Source organism: Pyxidicoccus sp. MSG2 (assembly GCF_026626705.1).
GTDB lineage: Bacteria > Myxococcota > Myxococcia > Myxococcales > Myxococcaceae > Myxococcus.
This window is the reverse complement of record NZ_JAPNKC010000001.1, coordinates 870,807-890,415: the sequence shown is the minus strand read 5'-3', so window position 1 is coordinate 890,415 and position 19,609 is coordinate 870,807. Positions and strand designations below refer to the sequence as shown.

The following is a 19,609-nucleotide window of genomic DNA, read 5'->3' as shown; positions in this document are numbered from 1 at the left end:
TCACTGAAAGTCCAGGTGCTAAATTTTGCAAAATGCCAAGGGCGCGAGATCGCTCAGGTTCTGGAGAGTGCCCGTTGATACGTGCGGGTGACTCCGGAGTGGGCTCGCGAAGCGGTGTGAAGCGCGCAAGGGCGCCGAAGGCTGTCTTTGGGGATGCCCGCCTGCCTGGCGGGCGGGCGGATCAATACGACGTCCGTGGCAATCCCGTCAAAGAAACCGCTGCCCCCATGAGTAGTGCCATGGAGTGTCATACACACCACCTATTGTGGCCACTGCCTGAAAAGAATGGGGTGCTACGGCTGGCTGCCTGCCTGTAGCGGCGCGCTGCGGGGGCCGACGATCTAGAGCCAAGCGGCGGCACTAGCAACCAATGCTTTGCAGTGGCTAAGGGCAGATGGCGAGTCATGTATCGTCACTTCTTCGCAAGCGAGCGTGATCACTGGAAGACGTTTGCTGGGAGTCTGTGCACGGATTCTGGAGGCGCCAACCCGCCCGGCGAGAAACCGGCCCCCGGGGCCGACGCCGGGCGGTCCGGTGGTGAACGGCGGCGTCGATTTCACGTGTCCGTCGCGTTAGGAGGCGGACATGCCTCCTCCCTTCAAACGACACGTCTTCGTCTGCACCAACCGCCGCCCGGAAGGGAACCCGAAGGGGTGTTGCGCCAGCAAGGGCGCGGAGGAGGTGCGCGCCGCCTTCAAGGAGGAGCTCGACAAGCGCGGCCTCAAGGGCGGCATGCGGGCCAACGCGGCCGGGTGCCTGGACACATGCGCCTTCGGCGTCTCCGTCGTCGTCTACCCGGAGGGCACCTGGTACGGCGGCGTGAAGGTGGAGGACGTGCCGGAAATCGTCGACCAGCACCTCGTCAACGGCCGCCCCGTGGAACGGCTGATGATGCCGTTCTCCCGCAAGGAGAAGGCGGAGGGCTGACGCCTCCACACAAGCACCACGCGACGCGAATCACCCGATTAACCCGATTAAATGACTGCGTGACTCCTTCGTGCTGAACCCGAAGAAAGTCCGCGCGGAGGTGGGCGGGTGCGTGGTGCCGGGACTCCCGAGTCCCCGGCCCGTGCCCTGCTGTCCTGCGACGCGGCGAGGAGCACACGCATGCGTCGCAGCAGCTGGGCCTGGGGCCTGATTGCCACCGCTTTGTCCGTCGCAGGTTGCAGTCCGGACGTCACCGCTACCGAGTCCACCGAGGAGTCCCGGCAGACGGCCCCGCTCGAAGCGGAGTGGGCGGTCGGCGTCTTCTACCCGGTGGGCACGCGCGTCATCTACGGCGGTCGCATCTACGAGTGCCGGCAGGCCCACACCTCGCAGGCGGACTGGACGCCGCTCGCGGTGGCCGCGTTGTGGCTCGACGTGGGGGCCTCGGGCGGCGGCACCGATGCGGGCACCGGCGGCGGCACGGATGCGGGCACTGGCGGTGACGTCATCGCGCCTACCGCGAACCTCAGCGCCAACGCCACGCGCTTCACGGCGGCGGGCACGCTGACCCTGACGGCCACCGCCACGGACAACGTGGGCGTGACGAAGGTGGAGATTCTGCAGAACGGCGCGGTGGTGGCCACGGGCGGCCAGTACAGCCGCGCGTTCTCCGCCGCGGCCCAGAACGGCACGTACATCTACGAGGTGCGCGCGTACGACGCCGCGGGCAACGTGGGCACGAAGACCGTCTCCGTCGTCGTGGAGATTGGCGGCCCGCCACCGGGCAACAAGCGCATCATCGGGTACTTCACCGCGTGGGGCATCTACGCGCGCAACTACCAGGTGGCCAACGTCCCGGCCTCGAAGCTCACGCACATCAACTACGCGTTCTCCAACATCACCTCGGATGGGAAGTGCGTCCTCGGGGACTCGTACGCGGACATCGACAAGGGCGGCGGCTGGCCGGGCGAGTGGGACGCCGGGGCGCTTCGTGGCAACTTCCGCGCGTTCAAGGAACTGAAGCGGACGAACCCGCAGCTCAAGCTCCTCATCTCCGTCGGTGGCTGGTCCTGGTCGACGTACTTCTCGCGCGTGGCGGCCACCGCGGCCTCGCGCTCGGCGTTCGTGAAGTCCTGCGTGGACCTGTACATCCGTGGCCAGTTCCCCGGCGTCACCCCGGCCAACGGCGCGGGCGTGTTCGACGGCATCGACATCGACTGGGAGTACCCCGTCAGCGGCGGCCTGCCGGGCAACATCTACAGCCCCGCGGACAAGCAGAACTACACGCTGCTGATGCAGGAGTTCCGCAGCCAGCTCAACGCCGTCACCGCGCAGACGGGCCAGGCGTACCTGCTCACCATCGCCTCGGGCGCGTCGCCGGACCTGCTCGCGAACCGGATGGAGACGAAGAAGCTGTCCGACGTGCTCGATTGGATCAACGTGATGTCCTACGACTACCACGGGGCCTTCGAGAGCACGGTGAACTTCCACTCGCCGCTCAACCGCGTGACGGGTGACCCCGGTGCGGTGGATGGCTTCTACAGCGATGGCTCGGTGGCGAAGATGCTGGAGCTGGGCGTGCCCGCGTCGAAGATCGTCCTCGGTGTGCCGTTCTACGGGCGCGGGTGGGGCAGCGTGCCCAACGTGAACAACGGCCTCTTCCAGAGCGGCGTCCCCACGAAGGGCACGTGGGACGACGGCTCCTCGGGGCTGACGGGCGTGTTCGACTTCAAGGACATCAAGGCGAACTACGAGCGTGCCGGTTCCGGGTACACGAAGTTCTTCCACCCGGAGAGCAAGGAGGCCTACGTGTACAACCCCTCCACGCGGGTGTGGATTGCGTATGACGACACCCAGAGCATGGGCGCCAAGTCGGACTACATCCTGAGCAAGGGCCTGGGCGGCGCGATGTTCTGGGAGTTGAGCGGCGACGACGGCTCGCTCGTCGAAGCGCTCTACCAGAAGCTGCACTGAGAGCGGCGCATTCCCGCGTCACCGCACCGCGCGGGTCCGTGAAGGCAGACACGGGCCCGCGCGGTTGCGTTCGTACTCCGTGAGGCTTCTGTCGTTGGCTGCCGGGCGCTAGGGTTCCCGCATGTCATTGGCGGCGGATGTGCTGCTGCGGCGTGTGCTCGGGAGCGTCCTGCTGCTGTTGCTCGCGGGCCCCGCGAGGGCCTCCGAGCCGTGGAGGGTCGTGGCGCACGTGGCCTCCGCCGAGGACGAGGCACTGCTGGAGCGCGTGCGCGGGCAGAGCAGTGATTTGCCCGTGCTGCTCGTGGAGGACCCGGGCCCTCCCTTCGAGGGCCCGTCTTCCGCACGGTGGCTCGCGGCGGAGGGGCGCGCGGAACGTCACCAGGCCCGTGTCGTTCTCTGGTTCCTGCGCGACGGGGCCGACGTGCATGTCCAGGTCGCCGAGCCCTCGAGCCGTCACCTGTTCGTCCGCTCCGCGCGCCTGGACGGCAAGCCCGGCTCGCTGGAGTGGTCCGCGGGTGCGGAGGCCCTGGCGCTCGCGGTCCGCTCCGCACTGCGAGCGGTGGACATGGGTGAGCCCCTGGGCGAGGTGGTGGAACCTCCCGCCGTTCCCCCGCCCGTGCCCGTCGCCCCACCCGCGCCGGTGCGGACCGTGGAGGCACCACCCCCCGCGTCTTCCCCCGGTCAATGGATGCTCTCGGTGGGGGCACATGCCGCGCTCGATGGGTATGCCCGGAGGGGTCATCAGGGGCTGTTGCTCGGAGCGGGATGGGAGGGCGATTCACTGCGCCTGGGGCTTCAGTTCCTGGCGGGACTGCCTGCTCGACTGAGTGATGCGCACACGCGGCTCACGCTGGGACAGCAGGGGGCCGTGCTGTGGGCGGACGTACCCCTCGCGTCCACCGGTCCGCTGGGGTGCGCCGCCGGGTTGGGGGCCGGAGCGGTGGTGTTCACTCGAAGGACGGAGGCGCTCGCACCGGAGGTCGACGCGGCACCTTCGAGCGCCATGCTGGCCCTGCTGCTGGGGCCGCGACTCACGGCCCGGTGGAGTCCGGCCACGCGGCTCGCTCTCGAAGCGAGCCTCTCCGCCGAGCTGCTCCTGGGGCGCCCCTCGCTGGGATACGCCATTGAGGGAAACATCGTACCTCGGGGTGACGGATGGGCCGTCCGCCCCCGGGCGGGGCTGGCGATGGTGTTTCTTCCGTGAGTCCGATGACCCGATTCAGCCCGGTGGGTTCTCCATGTCGGAAATGAGGAGCTCGGGCTCATATGCGACCGTTGCCCCCCGCGAGGCGGAGGACCCTCGCATCCAGGCGGCCATCCAGGGACGGCGCGAGGCGACCGAGTCCCTGTTGATGGAGTTGCTGCCGCGTGTGCGCAACCTGGTGCGCTACCTCGTGCGGGGCGACGCGGACGTGGACGACATCGCGCAGGAAGGGCTCATCGCCCTGATGCGCGGGCTGCCTACGTACCGGAGCGAGGGCCGCTTCCATGCGTGGGCCGACCGCGTGGTGGCGCGAGCGACATTCGCCTGGCTGAAGCGCTCGAGGGGACGCGAGGCCCGGCACGCGGATGAGCCGGCGGAGCTGGTCGCGGTGCCTTCGGAGGATGCGCAGCCGGACGAGTACGTCCACCGGCGGGACATGGTGACGTTGCTGGACAAGCTGTCCACGGAACAGCGGCACGCGATGGTGCTGCACCATGTGCTGGAGTTGAGCGTGCCGGAGATCTCCACGGAGCTCGGGATTCCTTTCGAGACCGTGCGCAGCCGGCTCCGGCTGGGGCGTGCGGCACTGCGTGCGCTCGCGTCGGCGGGGGAGGGGGAGGGATGAGCCCGGTGCGAGAAGAGGGGGACGCGCTCCTGGATGACCTGCTGGCGCCGCTGGATGGAGAGGCGGGCCCGGCGCGCCGCATCTCCCGGCAGAAGTCGGCCGCGCTCGTTGGCGCCGTGTTGGCGGCGGTGGCCGTCGAGGAAGCGGCTTCAGCCCGGCAACCCATCCGGAAGCCGAAGCGGCCCCCCATGTGGTTGATGGCGGGGGCGCTCGTGCTCACGGGAGCCGCGGCCGCGACCGTTTGGCGGTTCGCGTTCTCCGAGCCTATGTCGGAGCCTCGGGAAGCGGTGCGGCCTGTCGTGCGGCCAGCTCCAGCGGGTGCCCCTGTCGCGGCGGAAGGGACTCCGCCAGGGGTGAGTCCGGCTTCGCCCGGTGACGATGTCGCGGCGGTGGAGGCTCCGGTGCCCGCGCCCGTCACGCCAGCAGGGTCCTCCGAGGCTTCCCCGAAGAAGGCCACACCGCCCACGCGCCTGCCACGGCGGGATGCGCCCTCGCAGGCCCTCTCGACGGTTGCTCCGGAGGACCTGCTCCGCAAGGCCAACGAGCTCCGGGCCGGTGGACGCTGGAAGGAGGCGGACGCGCTGTACGTACGCGTCATTCGCGCCGAGCCCGCGTCCCTGGCGTCCTATGTCGCGCGGGTTGCCTCGGGCTCGCTCCGGCTGGAGCACCTGGGTGACGCGCGAGGCGCGCTGCGCCACTTCCAGGAAGCGCTCCGGCTCCAGCCCCAGGGCGTGCTCGGTCAGGAAGCCCGTCACGGCATCGCGGAGGCGTACCGGGCGCTCGGCGACGCGGCGGCGGAGGCCCGGGCGCTGGAGTCGTTCCTGGCGAGCCACCCCGACTCTCCGCTCGGCAAGACGGCCAGGGCCCGGCTGCGGGAGCTCTCCGCGCCATGAAGCGGCACTGGGGCCTCTCCCTGCTGCTCGCGGGCACCACCCTGAGCGCCAGCTGTACCCAGGGCGACCTGGTGGCCACCCTCCGCTCGCCCGACGGTGGAGGACTCGAGGTGCCCTCCGAAGACGCCGGCCCGCCGGATGGCGGCGAGCCTGTCGACGGCGGCAACCCATTCGACGCAGGCGTGCCTCCCGACTCCGGCGTGCCTCCCGACTGGACGGCGTACTGCGCGGGACGCGGTCCGCCCATCGTCGTGGGAGACACCGGCGCGAGTGTCTGCAGCGGCCAGCTCGCGGAGCGGACCTTCCGCAAGGCGCTCTGCACCTGCGAGCGGCTCGCGCTCAGTGCGTCTCTGGAGACCGATGCCTTCCGGGGCTCGCTGGCTCCGTATCAGCCGGGCGGCGCCGGTGGTGATGTCGGAGTGAACGGGAGCCTGTCCGCCAACGACACTGTCTCCGTGGGCGGGACGCTCCAGGTCGGCGGTGACGGAGGCATCCAACTGGGGCGCCCGCTCACGGTGGGCGGAGCGCTGTACAGCGGCGGTCCCCTCAGCGGGAGCACCGTCTCCGCGACCGTCACGGGCACGGCCCGCGTACGAGGAGACGTGGCGCTGGCCTCCCTCACCGTGGGCGGCAGTCTCTCGGTTCCGCCGGAGTACACGCTGGGCCCGGTGCAGGCCGCCGAGGTGCTCCGTGAGCCCGTCGACGCCGTGATGCCCTGTGCCTGCGAGGCCGCGTCCCAGGTGGATGTCGCCGCGCTCGTCGCCCATCACTCGCTGGACAACGACAACGCGGCCATCGGCCTGGATGCGGCGGCACTGGAGGGCATCCAGGGCGAGCGCACGCTGGAGCTGCCCTGCGGGCGCTTCCACCTCACGCGCATCACCGGCACGGGGCGCGCGACGCTCGTCATCCGTGCGCGCACCGCGCTCTTCATCGGTGACGCGGTGGACCTGGGCGATGGCCTCACGGTGGACGTGCGGCCACCCGGAGAGCTGGACCTGTTCATCGGGGGGAGCGTCGCCGTGGCGGGGCCGCTCACGCTGGGCTCCGCCGACATGCCTTCGCGGACCCGCGTGTACGTCGTGGGCTCCAGCGTGCTCGCCCTGTCCGCGGGCAGCGTGCTGGCCGGCAACGTCTACGCGCCCGGCGCCCTGCTGAGCCTGAGCGGCAACGCGGAGGTGTTCGGCTCGGTGTTCGTGCGGCATCTCGAGTCCTCCGGGACGCTCCGGCTCCACTACGACGCGGACGTGCTCGACGCCGGTGTCGAGTGTCCGGGCAACTGACTCCTCGCGGCCGGTGACGGTTGCATTCGGCCCACCGTCACCGGCGGCGAGCACCTGTCAGGGCACGCGCTCCCAGGCGTCCTGCCAGTGGCTCCCCGTTCCCGGCGCGTAGTACGCCGCCGCGCCCTTGCACCAGCCGGAGTAGGGGAACGGCTTGCAGCGGTAGAGCAGTCCGTCCGTGCCCTCCACCACGGTCCCCGCCGTGTAGCTGGAGAGGCCCGCCGGGTACTTGTACGCGGCCGTGCCGCCATCTCCGCCGCTGGAGGGCTTCTCCACGTCGAGCTGGAACGTGTAGCCCGTCTCGCGCGCATAGACGCGGTTGGCCGTCGCGCTCTCCACGGGGACGACGCTCCCCGTCGTCTGGAGCACGCCCACCTGCACGCGGCTGGAGCCCGTGTTCACCCGCTGCGCGAGCCGGTACATCCAGCTGGCCGCCGTGCTCGCCGCGCCGTCCAGCGCCAGGACATGGGACTCCACGTCACCGCCCGCGGCGTCGAACAGGCGGAAGGTCACCTTGCTCCCGGAGGGCAGGTCCTCGCGGGCCTGAAGCTGTCCCAATTCCTTCCAGGAAACAGGCGGAGGCGGCGTGTCGCTGAACCTCACGTCGGTGCAGGCATAGAACGCCTCCGGGCTGTCGGAGCGCTGCCAGATGCCATAGACGACGTGCGAGCCTGTCTTCCCCTGCGGAAACGGGCAGCTCAGCCGGTAGCGGTTGTTCTGGGCGGAGACGTTCGTCACCGTGCAGAAGGGATTCGCCTCCAGGTCCGACCACTTCAGCGGCAGCGCGGGGTTGTAGCCCTCCCGCGTCACGTAGAGCCGGAAGTACCCCGTGGCGTGGACCGCGGTCGCATGGAAGACGAACTCGAAGCGCCCGCTGGCGTCCGGGGCGATGAGCGTGGACGGCCAGTCCGCCCTCGCCAGGTCCAGCCCCTTGTGGCTCTCGTTCGCCGCACTGCACAGCTTCCCGTCCGGGATGATTTCGCGATGCCTGTCATTCGCATTGCCCTGACGCACTCCGTTCCAGTCGTAGAGCGCCTGGGTTCCTCCTGCCTGGATGGCGGCCTTGCACGCGGCGGACTTCGGCGTCTCCGGCCCTTCCTTGAAGCAGCTGTAGACGCGGCTGAGGGGCACCTCCATGGAGCCATGCGCCAGGGCCGGACTGGCGGACAGCACACTCGACACGACGAGCAACGACGCAAGCGACTTCCGGATTGCTGGGAACATCCCTTCCTCCTGTGCGGACTGCGCGAGGGAGAGGAGGGGGCAGCCCCGGACTTCGGGTCATCGGGTTGCGAAAAACGAAGAAGCCGTGGCGCCGCCCCCGGAAGGGCCCGCGCCACGGCTTCTCGTGTACCGCGAGGGTGCTCGGTGCCTACCGGCGCTTGCCGAGCAGCCGCATGAGGGCGATGAACAGGTTGATGAAGTCCAGGTAGAGCGTCAGCGCGCCGACGATGCTCACCGTGGCGGCGCTGCTGTAGCCCGTGCCGGCGTGCAGCTCCCTCAGCTTCTGGGTGTCGTACGCAGTCAGGCCCGCGAAGACGACGACGGACGCGCACGCCACCACGAAGGACATCGCGTCGCTGCGCATGATGAAGTTGACGAGGCTGGCCAGGATGATGCCCACCAGGCCCATGAAGAGGAACGTGCCCCACGAGCTCAGGTTCTTCTTGGTGACGGTGCCGTAGATGGCCATGGCGCCGTAGACGCCCGCCGTCAGGAAGAACGCCTGGGCGATGCTGCCCGCGGTGTAGATGAGGAAGAAGATGGACAGCGTCATCCCCGTGAGCGCCGAGTAGCCGAGGAACATCAACGCGGCGACCGCCCCCGACAGGCGGGGGGCCAGGAAGGACAGCCCGAGCACCACGCCGAACTGCACCAGCAGCAGGGGCATGCGGAAGTTGATGACCGCGCGCAGCAGCGGCTCGTTGCTGACCGTCACCAGGGCCATGATGGCGGTCACCATCAGCCCACCGAACATCCAACCGTGCACGCGCGTCATGAAGGCGCGCTGCGACTCCTGCACCAGCACGGTGTCGACCGGCGCGTGTTCAGCCGTCTGCCAACCGGAGGTTTCCCAGGCCATGGACTGTGATTCCTTTCATGCCGGGATGGGCCCGGCGGCGAAGCTCTTATAGCGTGTCCGGCCGCGTCATGCGCGCGCGCCGGCCCGTGTGAAACCCCTTAAATGGCCTTCCATGCCAGCAAAAGCTTGGAGGCCACTTCCGAGGTGATGAGCGGTAGGACCCCACCGCCGCCGACGATGTTGACGATCTCCGACATGGAACCCCGGCACACCCCTCCCCAGGCAGGCTGGCGAGCGAGCCCTACCGACGCGTACGCCGAGTAGTCCACGAAGAAGGACGCGGGGAGCACCGTGCCGGTCGGCTCGCAGAGCAGGTGGTCCTCGGGCGGCGAGTCCACCACCTCCTGCACCACGAAGCCGCCGCCCGCCGGGTCCGCCGCGGCGCGCGCGCACAGTTCCGGCCAGCCCAGCAGCTCGCCGTAGGCGGCCTTCACGCGCTCCGTGTACGGCACCGTGCCCGTCGAGCGGCCCAGGAACACGGCCTTACCGCCGTAGTCCCACGCCCGCTTGAGCACGAAGCGCTTCGGGTCCGCGGCCACCAGGGCCACCAGGTCCCCGGCGCGCTCGCCGTCGGGGCCCACCGCGGGGCCGGGGCGGAAGACGCGTGTCCACGGCACCGAGGCGCGCACCGCCTCCAGTTCGTCCGCCGTGAGGCCCGCGGCCTTGGCGAGGCTCGGCTCGGACAGCGCCTGCGACAGGCGCGCGAAGGTGGACTTCACCTCCACCTGCGAGGCGGGCGGGTTGAGGAACACGGCCTTCTTCCCCGGCACCGTGCCCACGAAGTCCTCCACCCACGGCGAGGGCGTCTCCTCCAGCCGCCGCACGAAGAGGTGCCGGTACACGAGGTCGTACTTCTTGCCGCGCACCTCGAAGGCGTCGTCGCCGGAGACCTCATCCGGGTGCACCACGTCCGCGTCCGCGCCGAACTCGCGGAAGCGCTCGCACAGCCAGCGCAGCTCGGTGATTTGCGCGTCGTTGCGGCGGCACAGCAGGGCCACCGTGTCCGGCATCTTCCCGTTGCGCTCCGCCGCGTACCCGTCCAGCAGCGAGCGGTACAGCGCCAGCGCGTTGCTGCCATTGAGGCTCAGCAGCGTGTGCAGGGCCTTCTCCGGGTAGCGGAAGTAGCGGCCCACCACCTCGATGAAGGTGCGCGCCGCGATGTCGGAATACCCCTGCATGGCGGGGATGGTGGCGTTGACCTCCAGCGCCCACGGCTTGCCGCCGGCGACGAAGTAGTCCACCCGCGTGGTGGCCAGGCGTGTGGCCTGGCGCCAGGTGCGCTCCGCGAGCGAGCGCTCGAGCGGAGAGAGCGCGCCCAGCAGCTCCTGCGCGTCGGGGCCGTCCAGCAGCGCGCGCGCCATCTTCACGGTGGCGGACGACAAGCGGGCGGACAGCTCGGCGCGGCGGCGGATTTCCGCCGCGTCCAGCACCACGGGGGTGGCGGTGATGGGGATGGGCCGGGTGGTGCCGTCCTGCTGCGTCACCGCCAGGCCCCGCTTGTACGCGAGCTGCGCCAGCTCGGGAGCGATGTGGCGCGCCTGGCTCCGCAGCACGTCGATGAACTCTTGCACGAAGTCCTGTCCTCGAAAACGCCCGGGACTCCCCGGGGCGCGGGAACCCTACGCCCACACGGGTTCACCGGTCCATCAGCCCGAGGCCACCGGAGCCCTCCCGGGTGGTCGGCGTGGACCCGGTTTCACCACGATGCCGCTGGACCCGGACGCTCCGGTGAAGTCGGGTGCGATGGGGTATGCCGTGTGAAACACATGCGAGGGTATGACTTGCGCGGGCCTCACGTATCGTTTACAAAACGCAATCCCGTATCATTTGGGAACCCGCTGACGTGAGCCCTTCCACCCGCCATCTGCCCGTGAGTCTCGTCCGGTCGCGCCTCCTGGCGCTGCCGCTCGTGCTCGTGTGCGCGCTGGCGTACGTGGGAAACGTCATGCACTTCGCCCTCGTCCAGCACGCCACGTGTCTGGAGCACGGCGAGATGGTGCACGTGGAGGAGGGGAGCGCGCACGCATCCGGGCAGGTCGAGGACTCCTTCGACGATGCCCGCGTCGCCTCCCGTCCCGACGTCGTCGGAGGAACGCACGACGTGGACGCGCACTGCGTCCATGTCTTCTTCCGTCGTGAGGCCCTGCCTCCGGCGGAGGCCACCGCCGTCCTCCCGGTGGTGTCCATCCGCTCCGCGCCCGCGCTGGCGGTGTTCCGCTTTCACGCGGAGCCTGTCGCACGGCTGCACCTCGCTCCCAAGGGCTCTCCGCCTCGCGCGTGAGACTCGGGAGCGCGTCTCCTCTTCACACGGCACGCTCGTGTCGTGTGGCGTCCGTCGACCCGTGAAGTCCCAGGTCCTCGTTCCGCCCCGTGCGGAGCGAGAGGACCGTGGCTCCATGCAGTCGCTGGCTGACGCCCTCTCGCGCCCACCGCATCGCGCAGACGTCTGACTATTCCATGCCTACGCGTTCGCGCTGGCACTGCCTTCCCTGGCGGTGTCCCGCGCGGCGTGGCGGCGTGGCGCAATCGCAGTCCAACCACCGTGGAGTCACACCATGAACAAGAAGCTCCTTGCCGCCCTCCTGATGTCCACCGCGCTGCTCTCCACTGCCTGCGGAGACGACGAAGAAGAGGAGGCGAGCGTCGACGTCGAGGGATGCGAGCACCTCCAGGAGGGGCCGGCCGTCGCCCTCACCGCCACCACCACCGGCACGCCTCCGGCCGTGGGCAATGACCACCGCCGCTACGACGTCACCCTCGTGGATGGCACGGGCGGCAAGACGGGCTCCGTGTCCTTCGCCGCGACCGAGGCCACCGACTACGTCTTCTTCACCCAGGTGGACGTGCCGCTCGTCATCCGGAACTCCAGCGGCACCGTGGTGGACATCGAGGAGCACACGACGAGCTCCTCCGTGTGCACCGACATCAAGGGCCGCTACGTGGTTCCCCTCACAGTGGGCACCCATACCCTCACCTTCGGTCCCACCTCCACGGCGACCATCTCACTGGTCATCGAGGAGTCCTCGCACGAAGGCCACGACCACGAGGAGTAGTCCCACCCCGACTCCCGCGCCCTGCATATCCATCGTGTGAGGAATTGAGATGCGTGCCACCTCCGTACTGCCCGACGACTTGCGCCGCGAGGGAGCGCGTCTGTTCGACGTCTCCATGTGGTGCCTCGGCCGGGACGTGTGCTGCCCCGAGGGAAACCTCCTCCTGCGCCGTGGGCTCGTACGCCATGCGCGTCCCGAGGGCGCCGAAGGGCAGAGCGCATACTCAATGGATATGCAGGGTGAGGGGCGTCTGGTGTTGTGGGGCTTCGGGGTGCTGTGTGAGTGCGGGGAAGCCGTATTCGTTGCAAGGGACGGTTTTTCTCCGCGCCTGCTGGAAGTGGCGCCTCCCACATCTGTCTTTCGAGCGCAGGAATTAGGCCCGTGGCGCGAGCCCGTCACAGCGGAGCAGAATCGCGGTGCTCGTGTCGTGCTGGCGTCGCTGGCCGGGTGGCTCGCCGGCCATGAGGAGTGGGTGGCGCGGGAGCTGGGGACGGGCTGGCGTCGCACGTGTCTGGGGGCGCGCGGGAAGACGTCTCCCGTCGCGGCGGATGCGTTGGCCGCGGCCTGGAGGCGTCTCGGTTCTCGCATCAGTGCACTGGATTCTGGATTGAACGCCTGTCTCGCCCCGGTCTCCGGGGCCTGAGGAGCACATCATGCTGGCGCGACTTCTTCGAGCAGACGAGCCGTCCGTCTACATCCAGATTCCGTGGGAGGACGTGGCGGACAATGCCCTGCCGTCCCCACCGCTGCGCGAGGGCCTGGGCACCGCGCACCTGGAAGTGAGCACCCGCGAGCCGCTGGCGCAGGCGTACTTCGACCAGGGGCTGCGGCTGTTGCACCTGGGCTGGGGTTCGGAGGCACGCCGCTCCTTCGCCGAGGCGGCGCGGAGGGATTCCGAGCTGGCCATGGCGTGGTGGGGCCTGGCCCTCACGCGAGGTGCTGGCGCCCGCTTCGCCGGCACGCGGGCGGAGGCCATCCGCCGCGCGCTGGCGCTGAGCGAGGGCACCACCGATTTGGAGCAGCGCTACGTCGTCGCCGCCAGCCTGCTCGCGGACAAGGGCCCCTCCAATGGCCGTCATGCCTTCGTGCGGGACATGGAGTGCCTGGTGGACCGCTACCCCGAGGACGGCGAGGCGCGGCTGCTGCTGGCCGGCTTCCTCGTGGACGGCTACGAGGCGGACGGCCGCCCCGGACAGGGTCAGCCCTATGCACAGGCCCTGCTGCGTGAATTGCTGCGCACGCATCCGGACCACGCGGGTGTGCACCACGCATGGGCGAACGCCATGCTGCACAGCGCGCGGCCCGAGGCGGCGCTGGAGAGCGCGCGGAAGCTGGTGGAGCTCGCCCCCGCGGCCAGCCCCGCGCTGCTCACCGCGGGCCGGCTGCTGCAGCGGGTGGGGCGAGGAGACGAGGCACGCCGGGCGCTGGAGGCCGCGGTGACCGCGGACGATGCGTACCTCGCGGGCGAGTCGCTGTCTTCTCCCTCGGCCCCGAGCGCAGAGACCGCCATGCGGCTGCTCAGCCAGGGCTGCGCGGAGGCGGGGCGGTACACCGAGGCCCAGTCCTGGGCCCGGCGCCTGCGGCACCGCGTGGAAGGGACGGGGAGCGAGCCGCAAGCAGTGCTCTTCGGGGCCCTCTCCATGGTGTCCGCGCACCTGCGCTTCGGCTTCTGGCGCGCGGCCGCGGACGTGCCCATGGAGCTGCCGGACTCCGCCACGCTGGCCGACCGTGCCTTGCGCGACGGCGTGCGCCACTACACGCGCGGCCTGAGCGCGCTGGAGTCGGGCCGGCTGCCGGTGGTGGAGCACGCGTGCGAGGCGCTCGACGCGCTCCATCCACCGCTGTCGGAGGAGCGCCGCTCGGAGGGCCGCGCCCTGTGTCCGCGAGATGTGGCCCGGGTGGTGGAGGTGGCCGCGCACGAGCTGCGCGGCGCGCTGGAGGCCCGCCGGGGCGACATGGGCCGTGCTGAAGCCACGCTGACGCGCGCCCTGCGCCTGGAGCGCCGCCTGCGCGCGGCCGGTCCCATGCCCTTCTCACGTCCCGCGCGCGAGGCGCTGACCCGGCTGCGGCTGCACTCGGACCGCGAGGACCGGGCGTTGGAGCTGTCGAGGTCGTTGGTGTCGGAGCGGCCTGGCTGCGGCCACGCCCGCCTGCTGTCCGCCGAGGTGCTGGTGGCGGTGGGCGCGTGGGAGGAGGCGGTGGCGGCGTTCACCGCCTTCCTCGACTGCTGGCGCGACGCGGACCCGCACCTGCCGGAGTTGCGGCGCGCGCGACTCTTCATCGCCGGACGGGGCCGCGTGCTGCGGCTGGTCCGCCCGTCGGAGCTCGCGCCCACGCCGGAGGCCGGAAGCACGGGCCCTCGGCCCCTGGAGAAGGTGTCTTGCTGACCGCTTCGGAAACGACGCCTGCGCGTTCGCGCTGGGATGGCGTGGGCCAGTGGCTCTCCGCGCTGTGCATCGTCCACTGCGTGGTGCTGCCCGTGGTGCTGGGCGTGCTTCCAGTGGCTGTCGCCGGGGTGCTGGGGGCCGAGTCCGTGCACCGCTGGCTCCTCGTGCTGGTGGCCGCGAGCGCGCTGGCCTCCTTCGTCCCGGGCTGGCGCCACCACCGCCGCATCTCCGCGCCGGGGCTCGCCGCGCTGGGCGTGGGGCTGCTCGCGGGTGGGGCCTTCCTCGTCCCGGAAGGGGCTGCTGGCTGGTGGGAGACGGGCCTCACGCTGGCGGGCGGGCTGGTGATGGCGGTGGCCCACGGGCGAAACCGCGCCCTGTGCCGCGACTGTTGCCCTCCCGAATCACGGTGAGTGGGAGCGTCTTTCGCGAGCGGTGTCCCGCCTCCGCCGCTTGACGGGCCGGACGGGTTCGCGCGAGGAGGGGACATGCCCACCTTCCGCCTCAAGCTGGACCAGGCTGCGCTGCTCATCGTGGACATCCAGGAGCGGCTGTGCGCCGCCATGGACCGGGACGCGCTGGAGCGGACGCTCACGCGCACCAACGCCGCCATCGAAGGGGCGCGCGCGCTCGGCCTCCCCATCATCCTCACCGAGCAGTACTCCAAGGGGCTGGGCCCCACGCACTCGCTGGTGCGCATGCGGCTGGGCGACGTGAAGCCCGTGGAGAAGATGGAGTTCAGCGCGGCCGTTCCAGAGGTGCTGGCCGCGCTGGGCCACCGGCGTCAGGTGCTGGTGGCCGGCATGGAGGCGCACATCTGCGTCTTCCAGACGGTGCGCGACCTGACCGAGCGCGGGCTGTCCCCCTTCCTGCTGGCGGACGCGGTGCTGTCGCGCTCGGCGGAGGACCGCCGCGTGGGGCTGGATTTGTGCCGCGACGCGGGCGCCCAGGTCGTCACCGTGGAGGCCGCGCTGTTCGACCTGCTCGAGCGTGCGGGCACGCCCGAGTTCAAGAAGGTCTCCGCGGCGGTGCGCTGACGCCTAGAAAACGGACGGCTTGTCGGCCCCCGGCGGAGGCAACGGACCGAGGCCGGACGGCGGAGGCGGCAGCACGTCCTTGGAGATGGCGGGCAGCGACGGCGACAACTGGCCCACGTAGAGCAGCCCGTCGATGCCCTCGCTCGTGGAGGACTCGAAGCGCTGGACGTACGGCGTCTGCCCCGGCGGCGCGGCGACCCGCTCCGAGGGCGTCGCGCCGATGTATCCACACTGCAGCTTGCCGGCGCGGTCCAGGTCACAGCCCCAGCGCGTGCCCTGCGCGTAGCTCATCTCCAGTACCACCAGCCGTCCCTTCTTCAGGTGGTGCGCCATGGGGGTGAAGTCCCGGTCCCATGCCGCCCCGGTGACGGTGCGCGTGTGCGCATTGCCGGCCAGGATGACCTGGAGCTCGTCGGGGTGGGTCTTGCGGCGCTGCGTCCACACCTTCGCCAGCTCGGCGTCGCGCTCGCTCGCCCAGGCCGTGTCGGTGTCATAGGCCACCAGCGTCACGCGCAGGCCGGCGGCCCGCATGGCGCGCACCCGGTCGATGAGGTCGAAGATGGCGCGGCTGCTGCGGCCGTCCTGGTAGGGGCGCGTCCAGAAGCGCCCCTCCAGCAGCGCGTCCTGGTCGGCCGGTGTGCCCGCGCTCGCGAGGTAGCGGTCCACCCGCTGCTGCTCCGTCTGGGGAATGGAGAGGCCGAGCGCCACGGGCAGCCCCGCCTCGGCCAGATGGCAGACGACGTTGCCCACCACGAGGGGCACTTCGCGCGAGCCGAGCTGCTCGCCGATGAGCAGGGTGAGCGCCGGAATCATCAGCCCGTCCAGGTCGCGCACCGTCTCCCCGCACTGGCCCGGCGGCGGCGCCGTGTCATGCCAGCGGACGAGGTAGAACTCGGCGTTCCGCACGGGCGTGAGCACCGGGTCCTGGTGCAGGTTGCCGCTCACCACCTCGAGGGAGGGCGCGGACTCCAGTCGCAGGGTGAGCTCCTTCTCCAGGTCCATGTCGCGGCTGCCACGTGAGGCCATGCGCATCTCGAGCGGTGCCACCGGGGCATCGTCGATGACGGTGACGGCGAATTGTGCGGTGCCGGTCAGCTCGGCCCGCTCCCGGAGGGTCTTCCACCACACGTTCCTCAGGCTGGCGTCGTTGCCCACCGCGTTGAACTTCATGCGGAAGATGCGGACCACCGACTGGCGCGGGCCCACGGCGATGCCCGTCACCAGGTAGCGGGAGAAGGTCATGTTGCCGGTGCCCCGGTGGTCCGGCTTCTCCCACGTCGTGAGCAACTGGCTCGCGTCCTGCGTTTCCTCGAAGGTGTAGCCCTTCGCGGACAGCAGCTCGCGCGTGGTGGCCAGTGCCTCGGCCAGTGGCTTCTGGAAGACGTGCTCGAACTTCGGCTGCTCCGGCTCCGCGGTCCGGGGGGCATGTGCACAGCCCACCGCCATCATCACGAGCCACGGCATCAACCCACGGACATTCATGTAAGCCCCCTCCGGCCTGGGACGGAACGCACGGTCTGCCGATGGAACGCTACGATTGGAGTCGTATATCGGGCCGCGCGACACGCGACGAGGGGCGGGCGCCGTCAACCCGGCGCCCGCGTCCCGCTCAGGCCGCCCGCTGTACGAGCCGCATCAGACTCCGCACCGCCATGGCCACAGCCACCAGCACTCCGGCGAGCACCGTCTGCGAGCCGCCCACCGGGAAGTCGTAGAAGTAGGCGAAGAGGTATCCGCCCACGCCGGAGATGGCCCCCGCGAGGGTGGCCACGAAGAACGTCGCCGGCAGCCGCAACTCCAGCATCAGCGCGGCGATGGCGGACAGCGTGGAGAAGGCGAACACCGGTAGCGCGCCCAGGGCGCGGGCGCACACGCCCACCATGACGCCGATGGAGACCATCAGCACCCCGTCCAGCAGGCGCACCGGCAGCCCCTGCACGTGGGCTCCGATGCGGTCGAAGCTGGCGAAGGTGATGCCCCGGTACCACCACAGGTGGATGACCATCACCAGCGCGCCGGCAATCGCCACGGTGTGCAGTTGCTCCGGCGTCACCAGCACCGCGGTGCCGAAGAGGATGCCCTGGATGTCGTGGGCCTCCTGGGCGATGCGGTCGCCCACGAGAATGGCCGCGCCGCCGGCCAGCGCGTAGGCCAGGCCGAGCAGGCTCTCGCGCGTGAGCTTCAGCTTCGTGGGCTCGGTCATCAGGAGCAGCGTGGCGGCCAGGGCCATGGCGGTGGCGCCCAGCACGGGCTCCACGTGGAAGCCCAGGTGGATGCTCGCGAAGAAGGCCAGGGCCACGCCCAGGCCCGCGGACTGGGCCACCGCGGCGCTGACGAACACCATGCGCCGCAGCACCACGTACACGCTCAGGAAGCCCAGCACGCCCCCGGCGATGAGGGCGCACAGCAGGGGGTCTCGGAACAGCTCGAACCCCGCCAGGAACTCCTGCCACTTGGAGGGTTCAGCGAGCATCGTTTCCACGGTGGGGTCCCTTGGGTGCGCGTTGGCAGTACTCGTCGCCGTACTGGCGGCGGAAGGCGGGGTGGCAGAACACGTGCTGCGCGTCTCCCATGACGAAGGCGGACGTCTCCCGGTCCACGAAGAACAGGATGTCGGCGTGCTCGGCGGCCACCTCCAGGTCGTGGACCACCACCACCACGCCCATGCCCCGATTGTGCGCCAGCGAGCACAGCCGCTGCATCGTCTCGCGCTCGGCGACGGCGTCCATGGCGGCGGTGGGCTCGTCCAGCAGCACCAGGTCCGCCTCGGTGGCGATGAGCCGAGCCAGCAGCGTCCGCTGCTTCTGGCCCTCCGACAGCTCTCGGTACGGCCGCGAGGCAATGGCCTTGGCCCCCGCCGTCTCCAGGGCCCGCTCCACCGCGTCTCGGTCCGCCTTCCGGGGGAAGGGCCAGAGGAAGCTCCACCCGCGCAGCCGGCCCCAGCCTGCCAGCTCGCGCGCGCGCAGCGGCATCAGCGAGTCGATGGCGGACGTCTGCGGCACGTACGCGCTGCGCATCTCTGGCGAGTTGCTGCGGATTTCACCCGACACGGGGGGCTGCATCCCCAGCAGCGTCTTGAACCAGGTGCTCTTGCCGGAGCCGTTGCGGCCCACCACCGCCACGAACTGGCCGCGCCGGATGACCATGTCGATGGGCGGCAGCATGGGCTTGTCGTTGTAGCCGATGACCAGCTTCTCGCACGTGAGCAGCGGGTCGCCGGGCGTGAAGGTGGCGGGCACCGAGTGCTCGGCCATCAAGGGGTCTGTCGTGTCAGCGGTCTTCACGGCTCACCTCCGCCTCGGGTTTCAGTGCGGCCAGCGCGTCCAGCAGTTGCTTGCGCACGGCCTCGTTCTCCGGCGCGCCCAGGTCCACCACGCCGTCGGTACCGGGCGTGGCGGCCGACCAGTCCAGCCCGTCGAAGAGGGTGGGGGGCAGCGCCAGGGCCAGCGCCAGCTTCACGCGCGGCTCGTGCTCGCGGTCCGCGGGGACGTCCAGCGCCCCGCTCAGCTCCACCAGCGGCTCGGCTTCCTCTTCATCTCCCTCCACCGCCAGGTCCAGGCGGAAGGGGCGCTCGCCTGCGAAGCGCGGCGTGGCGCGGTGGTCTCTCACCGCGCCCTGGAGCCGCACGGCCATCACGTCCCAGTGCGCGGTCGACACGGTGCCCTTCGGCAGCTCGCAGTCCGGCTCGCACTCGGGTGTGAGCGTCTGCGAGGCCAGCAGGTCCAGCTCCGCGTCCACGTGCAGCGCGGCCACCAGCGAGGACGTGGAGCCACCGCCGCCGTTCAGCTCCGCCTGGATGTCCTCGTAGCTCACCAGCGCACCGTCATCGCGGTGGCAGTGCCCGCCGTGGCACAGGCTGTAGCCGGGCGGAGGGTTGGCCGGGTCGAACGTCTCACCGCTCCCTCCGCCGCTACTCCCGCCACTCGCGGCGCTGAGCAGCTCGACGTGGGAGAGGCCCAGCGCCGCGGCGTCCAGGCGCACCTGGAAGTCGGACGCGAGCTGCTGGAAGCCGTTGCCCGCGTCGCGCGAGGACAGGGGCGTGTAGCTGGCGCTCACCGTGGGCTCCAGCACGGCGAAGCCCTCGCCGGCGTCCAGCGCGCAGCCGGACAGGAGCATCAGGGGAAGGAGGAGTCGTGCCCTCATGGC

18 protein-coding genes are annotated in these 19,609 nt (G+C 70.5%); 11 read left to right on the top strand and 7 right to left on the bottom strand.

What is annotated here, in order from left to right; genetic code table 11:
* Window positions 1-585 precede the first annotated feature (585 nt).
* From OV427_RS03795 to OV427_RS03770, 6 genes are all read left to right on the top strand, one after another.
* Window positions 586-927, top strand: coding sequence for a (2Fe-2S) ferredoxin domain-containing protein (locus OV427_RS03795; protein WP_267854742.1), 342 nt, complete (start codon window positions 586-588; stop codon window positions 925-927).
* Between the two features lie 180 nt (window positions 928-1,107).
* Window positions 1,108-2,901 carry a glycosyl hydrolase family 18 protein gene (locus tag OV427_RS03790; protein WP_267854741.1) on the top strand — a complete coding sequence of 598 codons (1,794 nt, stop codon included), beginning with the start codon at window positions 1,108-1,110 and terminating at the stop codon, window positions 2,899-2,901.
* A gap of 121 nt (window positions 2,902-3,022) precedes the next feature.
* Window positions 3,023-4,105: a hypothetical protein gene (locus OV427_RS03785; protein ID WP_267854740.1), complete on the top strand. Its 1,083-nt coding sequence runs from the start codon at window positions 3,023-3,025 to the stop codon at window positions 4,103-4,105.
* A 34-nt stretch (window positions 4,106-4,139) separates the two neighbouring features.
* Window positions 4,140-4,730, top strand: a complete 591-nt coding sequence (locus OV427_RS03780; RefSeq protein WP_420718244.1) for a sigma-70 family RNA polymerase sigma factor — start codon at window positions 4,140-4,142, stop codon at window positions 4,728-4,730.
* Window positions 4,727-5,623: a tetratricopeptide repeat protein gene (locus tag OV427_RS03775; protein ID WP_267854739.1), complete on the top strand. Its 897-nt coding sequence runs from the start codon at window positions 4,727-4,729 to the stop codon at window positions 5,621-5,623. Before OV427_RS03780 ends, OV427_RS03775 begins: the two co-directional genes overlap by 4 nt.
* Window positions 5,620-6,906: a DUF7305 domain-containing protein gene (locus tag OV427_RS03770; protein ID WP_267854738.1), complete on the top strand. Its 1,287-nt coding sequence runs from the start codon at window positions 5,620-5,622 to the stop codon at window positions 6,904-6,906. The genes OV427_RS03775 and OV427_RS03770 overlap by 4 nt, the downstream gene beginning before the upstream one ends.
* A 57-nt stretch (window positions 6,907-6,963) precedes the next feature.
* On the opposite strand, the gene OV427_RS03765 is transcribed toward OV427_RS03770, so the two are convergent.
* The 3 genes from OV427_RS03765 to OV427_RS03755 all read right to left on the bottom strand — a co-directional run bounded on the left by OV427_RS03765 (window position 6,964) and on the right by OV427_RS03755 (window position 10,560).
* Window positions 6,964-8,130, bottom strand: a complete 1,167-nt coding sequence (locus tag OV427_RS03765) for a lytic polysaccharide monooxygenase (RefSeq protein WP_324289923.1) — start codon at window positions 8,128-8,130, stop codon at window positions 6,964-6,966.
* Window positions 8,131-8,278: 148 nt separating this feature from the next.
* A complete protein-coding gene (locus OV427_RS03760) occupies window positions 8,279-8,989 on the bottom strand; it encodes a Bax inhibitor-1/YccA family protein (protein ID WP_267854737.1) in 711 nt (236 codons plus the stop codon).
* 98 nt (window positions 8,990-9,087) lie between these two features.
* A complete protein-coding gene (locus OV427_RS03755; RefSeq protein WP_267854736.1) occupies window positions 9,088-10,560 on the bottom strand; it encodes a hypothetical protein in 1,473 nt (490 codons plus the stop codon).
* A 272-nt stretch (window positions 10,561-10,832) separates the two neighbouring features.
* On the opposite strand from OV427_RS03755, the gene OV427_RS03750 reads away from it, so the two are divergent.
* From OV427_RS03750 to OV427_RS03730, 5 genes are all read left to right on the top strand, one after another.
* Window positions 10,833-11,270 carry a hypothetical protein gene (locus OV427_RS03750; RefSeq protein ID WP_267854735.1) on the top strand — a complete coding sequence of 146 codons (438 nt, stop codon included), beginning with the start codon at window positions 10,833-10,835 and terminating at the stop codon, window positions 11,268-11,270.
* Window positions 11,271-11,544: 274 nt separating this feature from the next.
* Window positions 11,545-12,042 (top strand): hypothetical protein, encoded by a 498-nt coding sequence (locus tag OV427_RS03745; RefSeq protein WP_267854734.1) that lies wholly within the window; start codon window positions 11,545-11,547, stop codon window positions 12,040-12,042.
* Between the two features lie 653 nt (window positions 12,043-12,695).
* A complete protein-coding gene (locus OV427_RS03740) occupies window positions 12,696-14,429 on the top strand; it encodes a hypothetical protein (RefSeq protein ID WP_267854733.1) in 1,734 nt (577 codons plus the stop codon).
* Window positions 14,423-14,839: a MerC domain-containing protein gene (locus OV427_RS03735; protein WP_267854732.1), complete on the top strand. Its 417-nt coding sequence runs from the start codon at window positions 14,423-14,425 to the stop codon at window positions 14,837-14,839. Before OV427_RS03740 ends, OV427_RS03735 begins: the two co-directional genes overlap by 7 nt.
* Window positions 14,840-14,914: 75 nt before the next feature.
* A complete protein-coding gene (locus OV427_RS03730; protein WP_267854731.1) occupies window positions 14,915-15,463 on the top strand; it encodes an isochorismatase family protein in 549 nt (182 codons plus the stop codon).
* Window positions 15,464-15,466: 3 nt separating this feature from the next.
* On the opposite strand, the gene OV427_RS03725 is transcribed toward OV427_RS03730, so the two are convergent.
* The 4 genes from OV427_RS03725 to OV427_RS03710 form a co-directional block, all read right to left on the bottom strand.
* Window positions 15,467-16,945, bottom strand: coding sequence for a hypothetical protein (locus OV427_RS03725; RefSeq protein WP_267854730.1), 1,479 nt, complete (start codon window positions 16,943-16,945; stop codon window positions 15,467-15,469).
* 127 nt (window positions 16,946-17,072) lie between these two features.
* The gene (locus OV427_RS03720) at window positions 17,073-17,945 is read right to left on the bottom strand and encodes a metal ABC transporter permease (RefSeq protein ID WP_267854729.1); all 873 of its coding nucleotides are present in this window, start codon (window positions 17,943-17,945) and stop codon (window positions 17,073-17,075) included.
* A complete protein-coding gene (locus OV427_RS03715) occupies window positions 17,926-18,717 on the bottom strand; it encodes a metal ABC transporter ATP-binding protein (protein ID WP_267863351.1) in 792 nt (263 codons plus the stop codon). Before OV427_RS03715 ends, OV427_RS03720 begins: the two co-directional genes overlap by 20 nt.
* A gap of 16 nt (window positions 18,718-18,733) precedes the next feature.
* Window positions 18,734-19,606 carry a hypothetical protein gene (locus OV427_RS03710; protein ID WP_267854728.1) on the bottom strand — a complete coding sequence of 291 codons (873 nt, stop codon included), beginning with the start codon at window positions 19,604-19,606 and terminating at the stop codon, window positions 18,734-18,736.
* Between the last annotated feature and the right edge of the window lie 3 nt (window positions 19,607-19,609).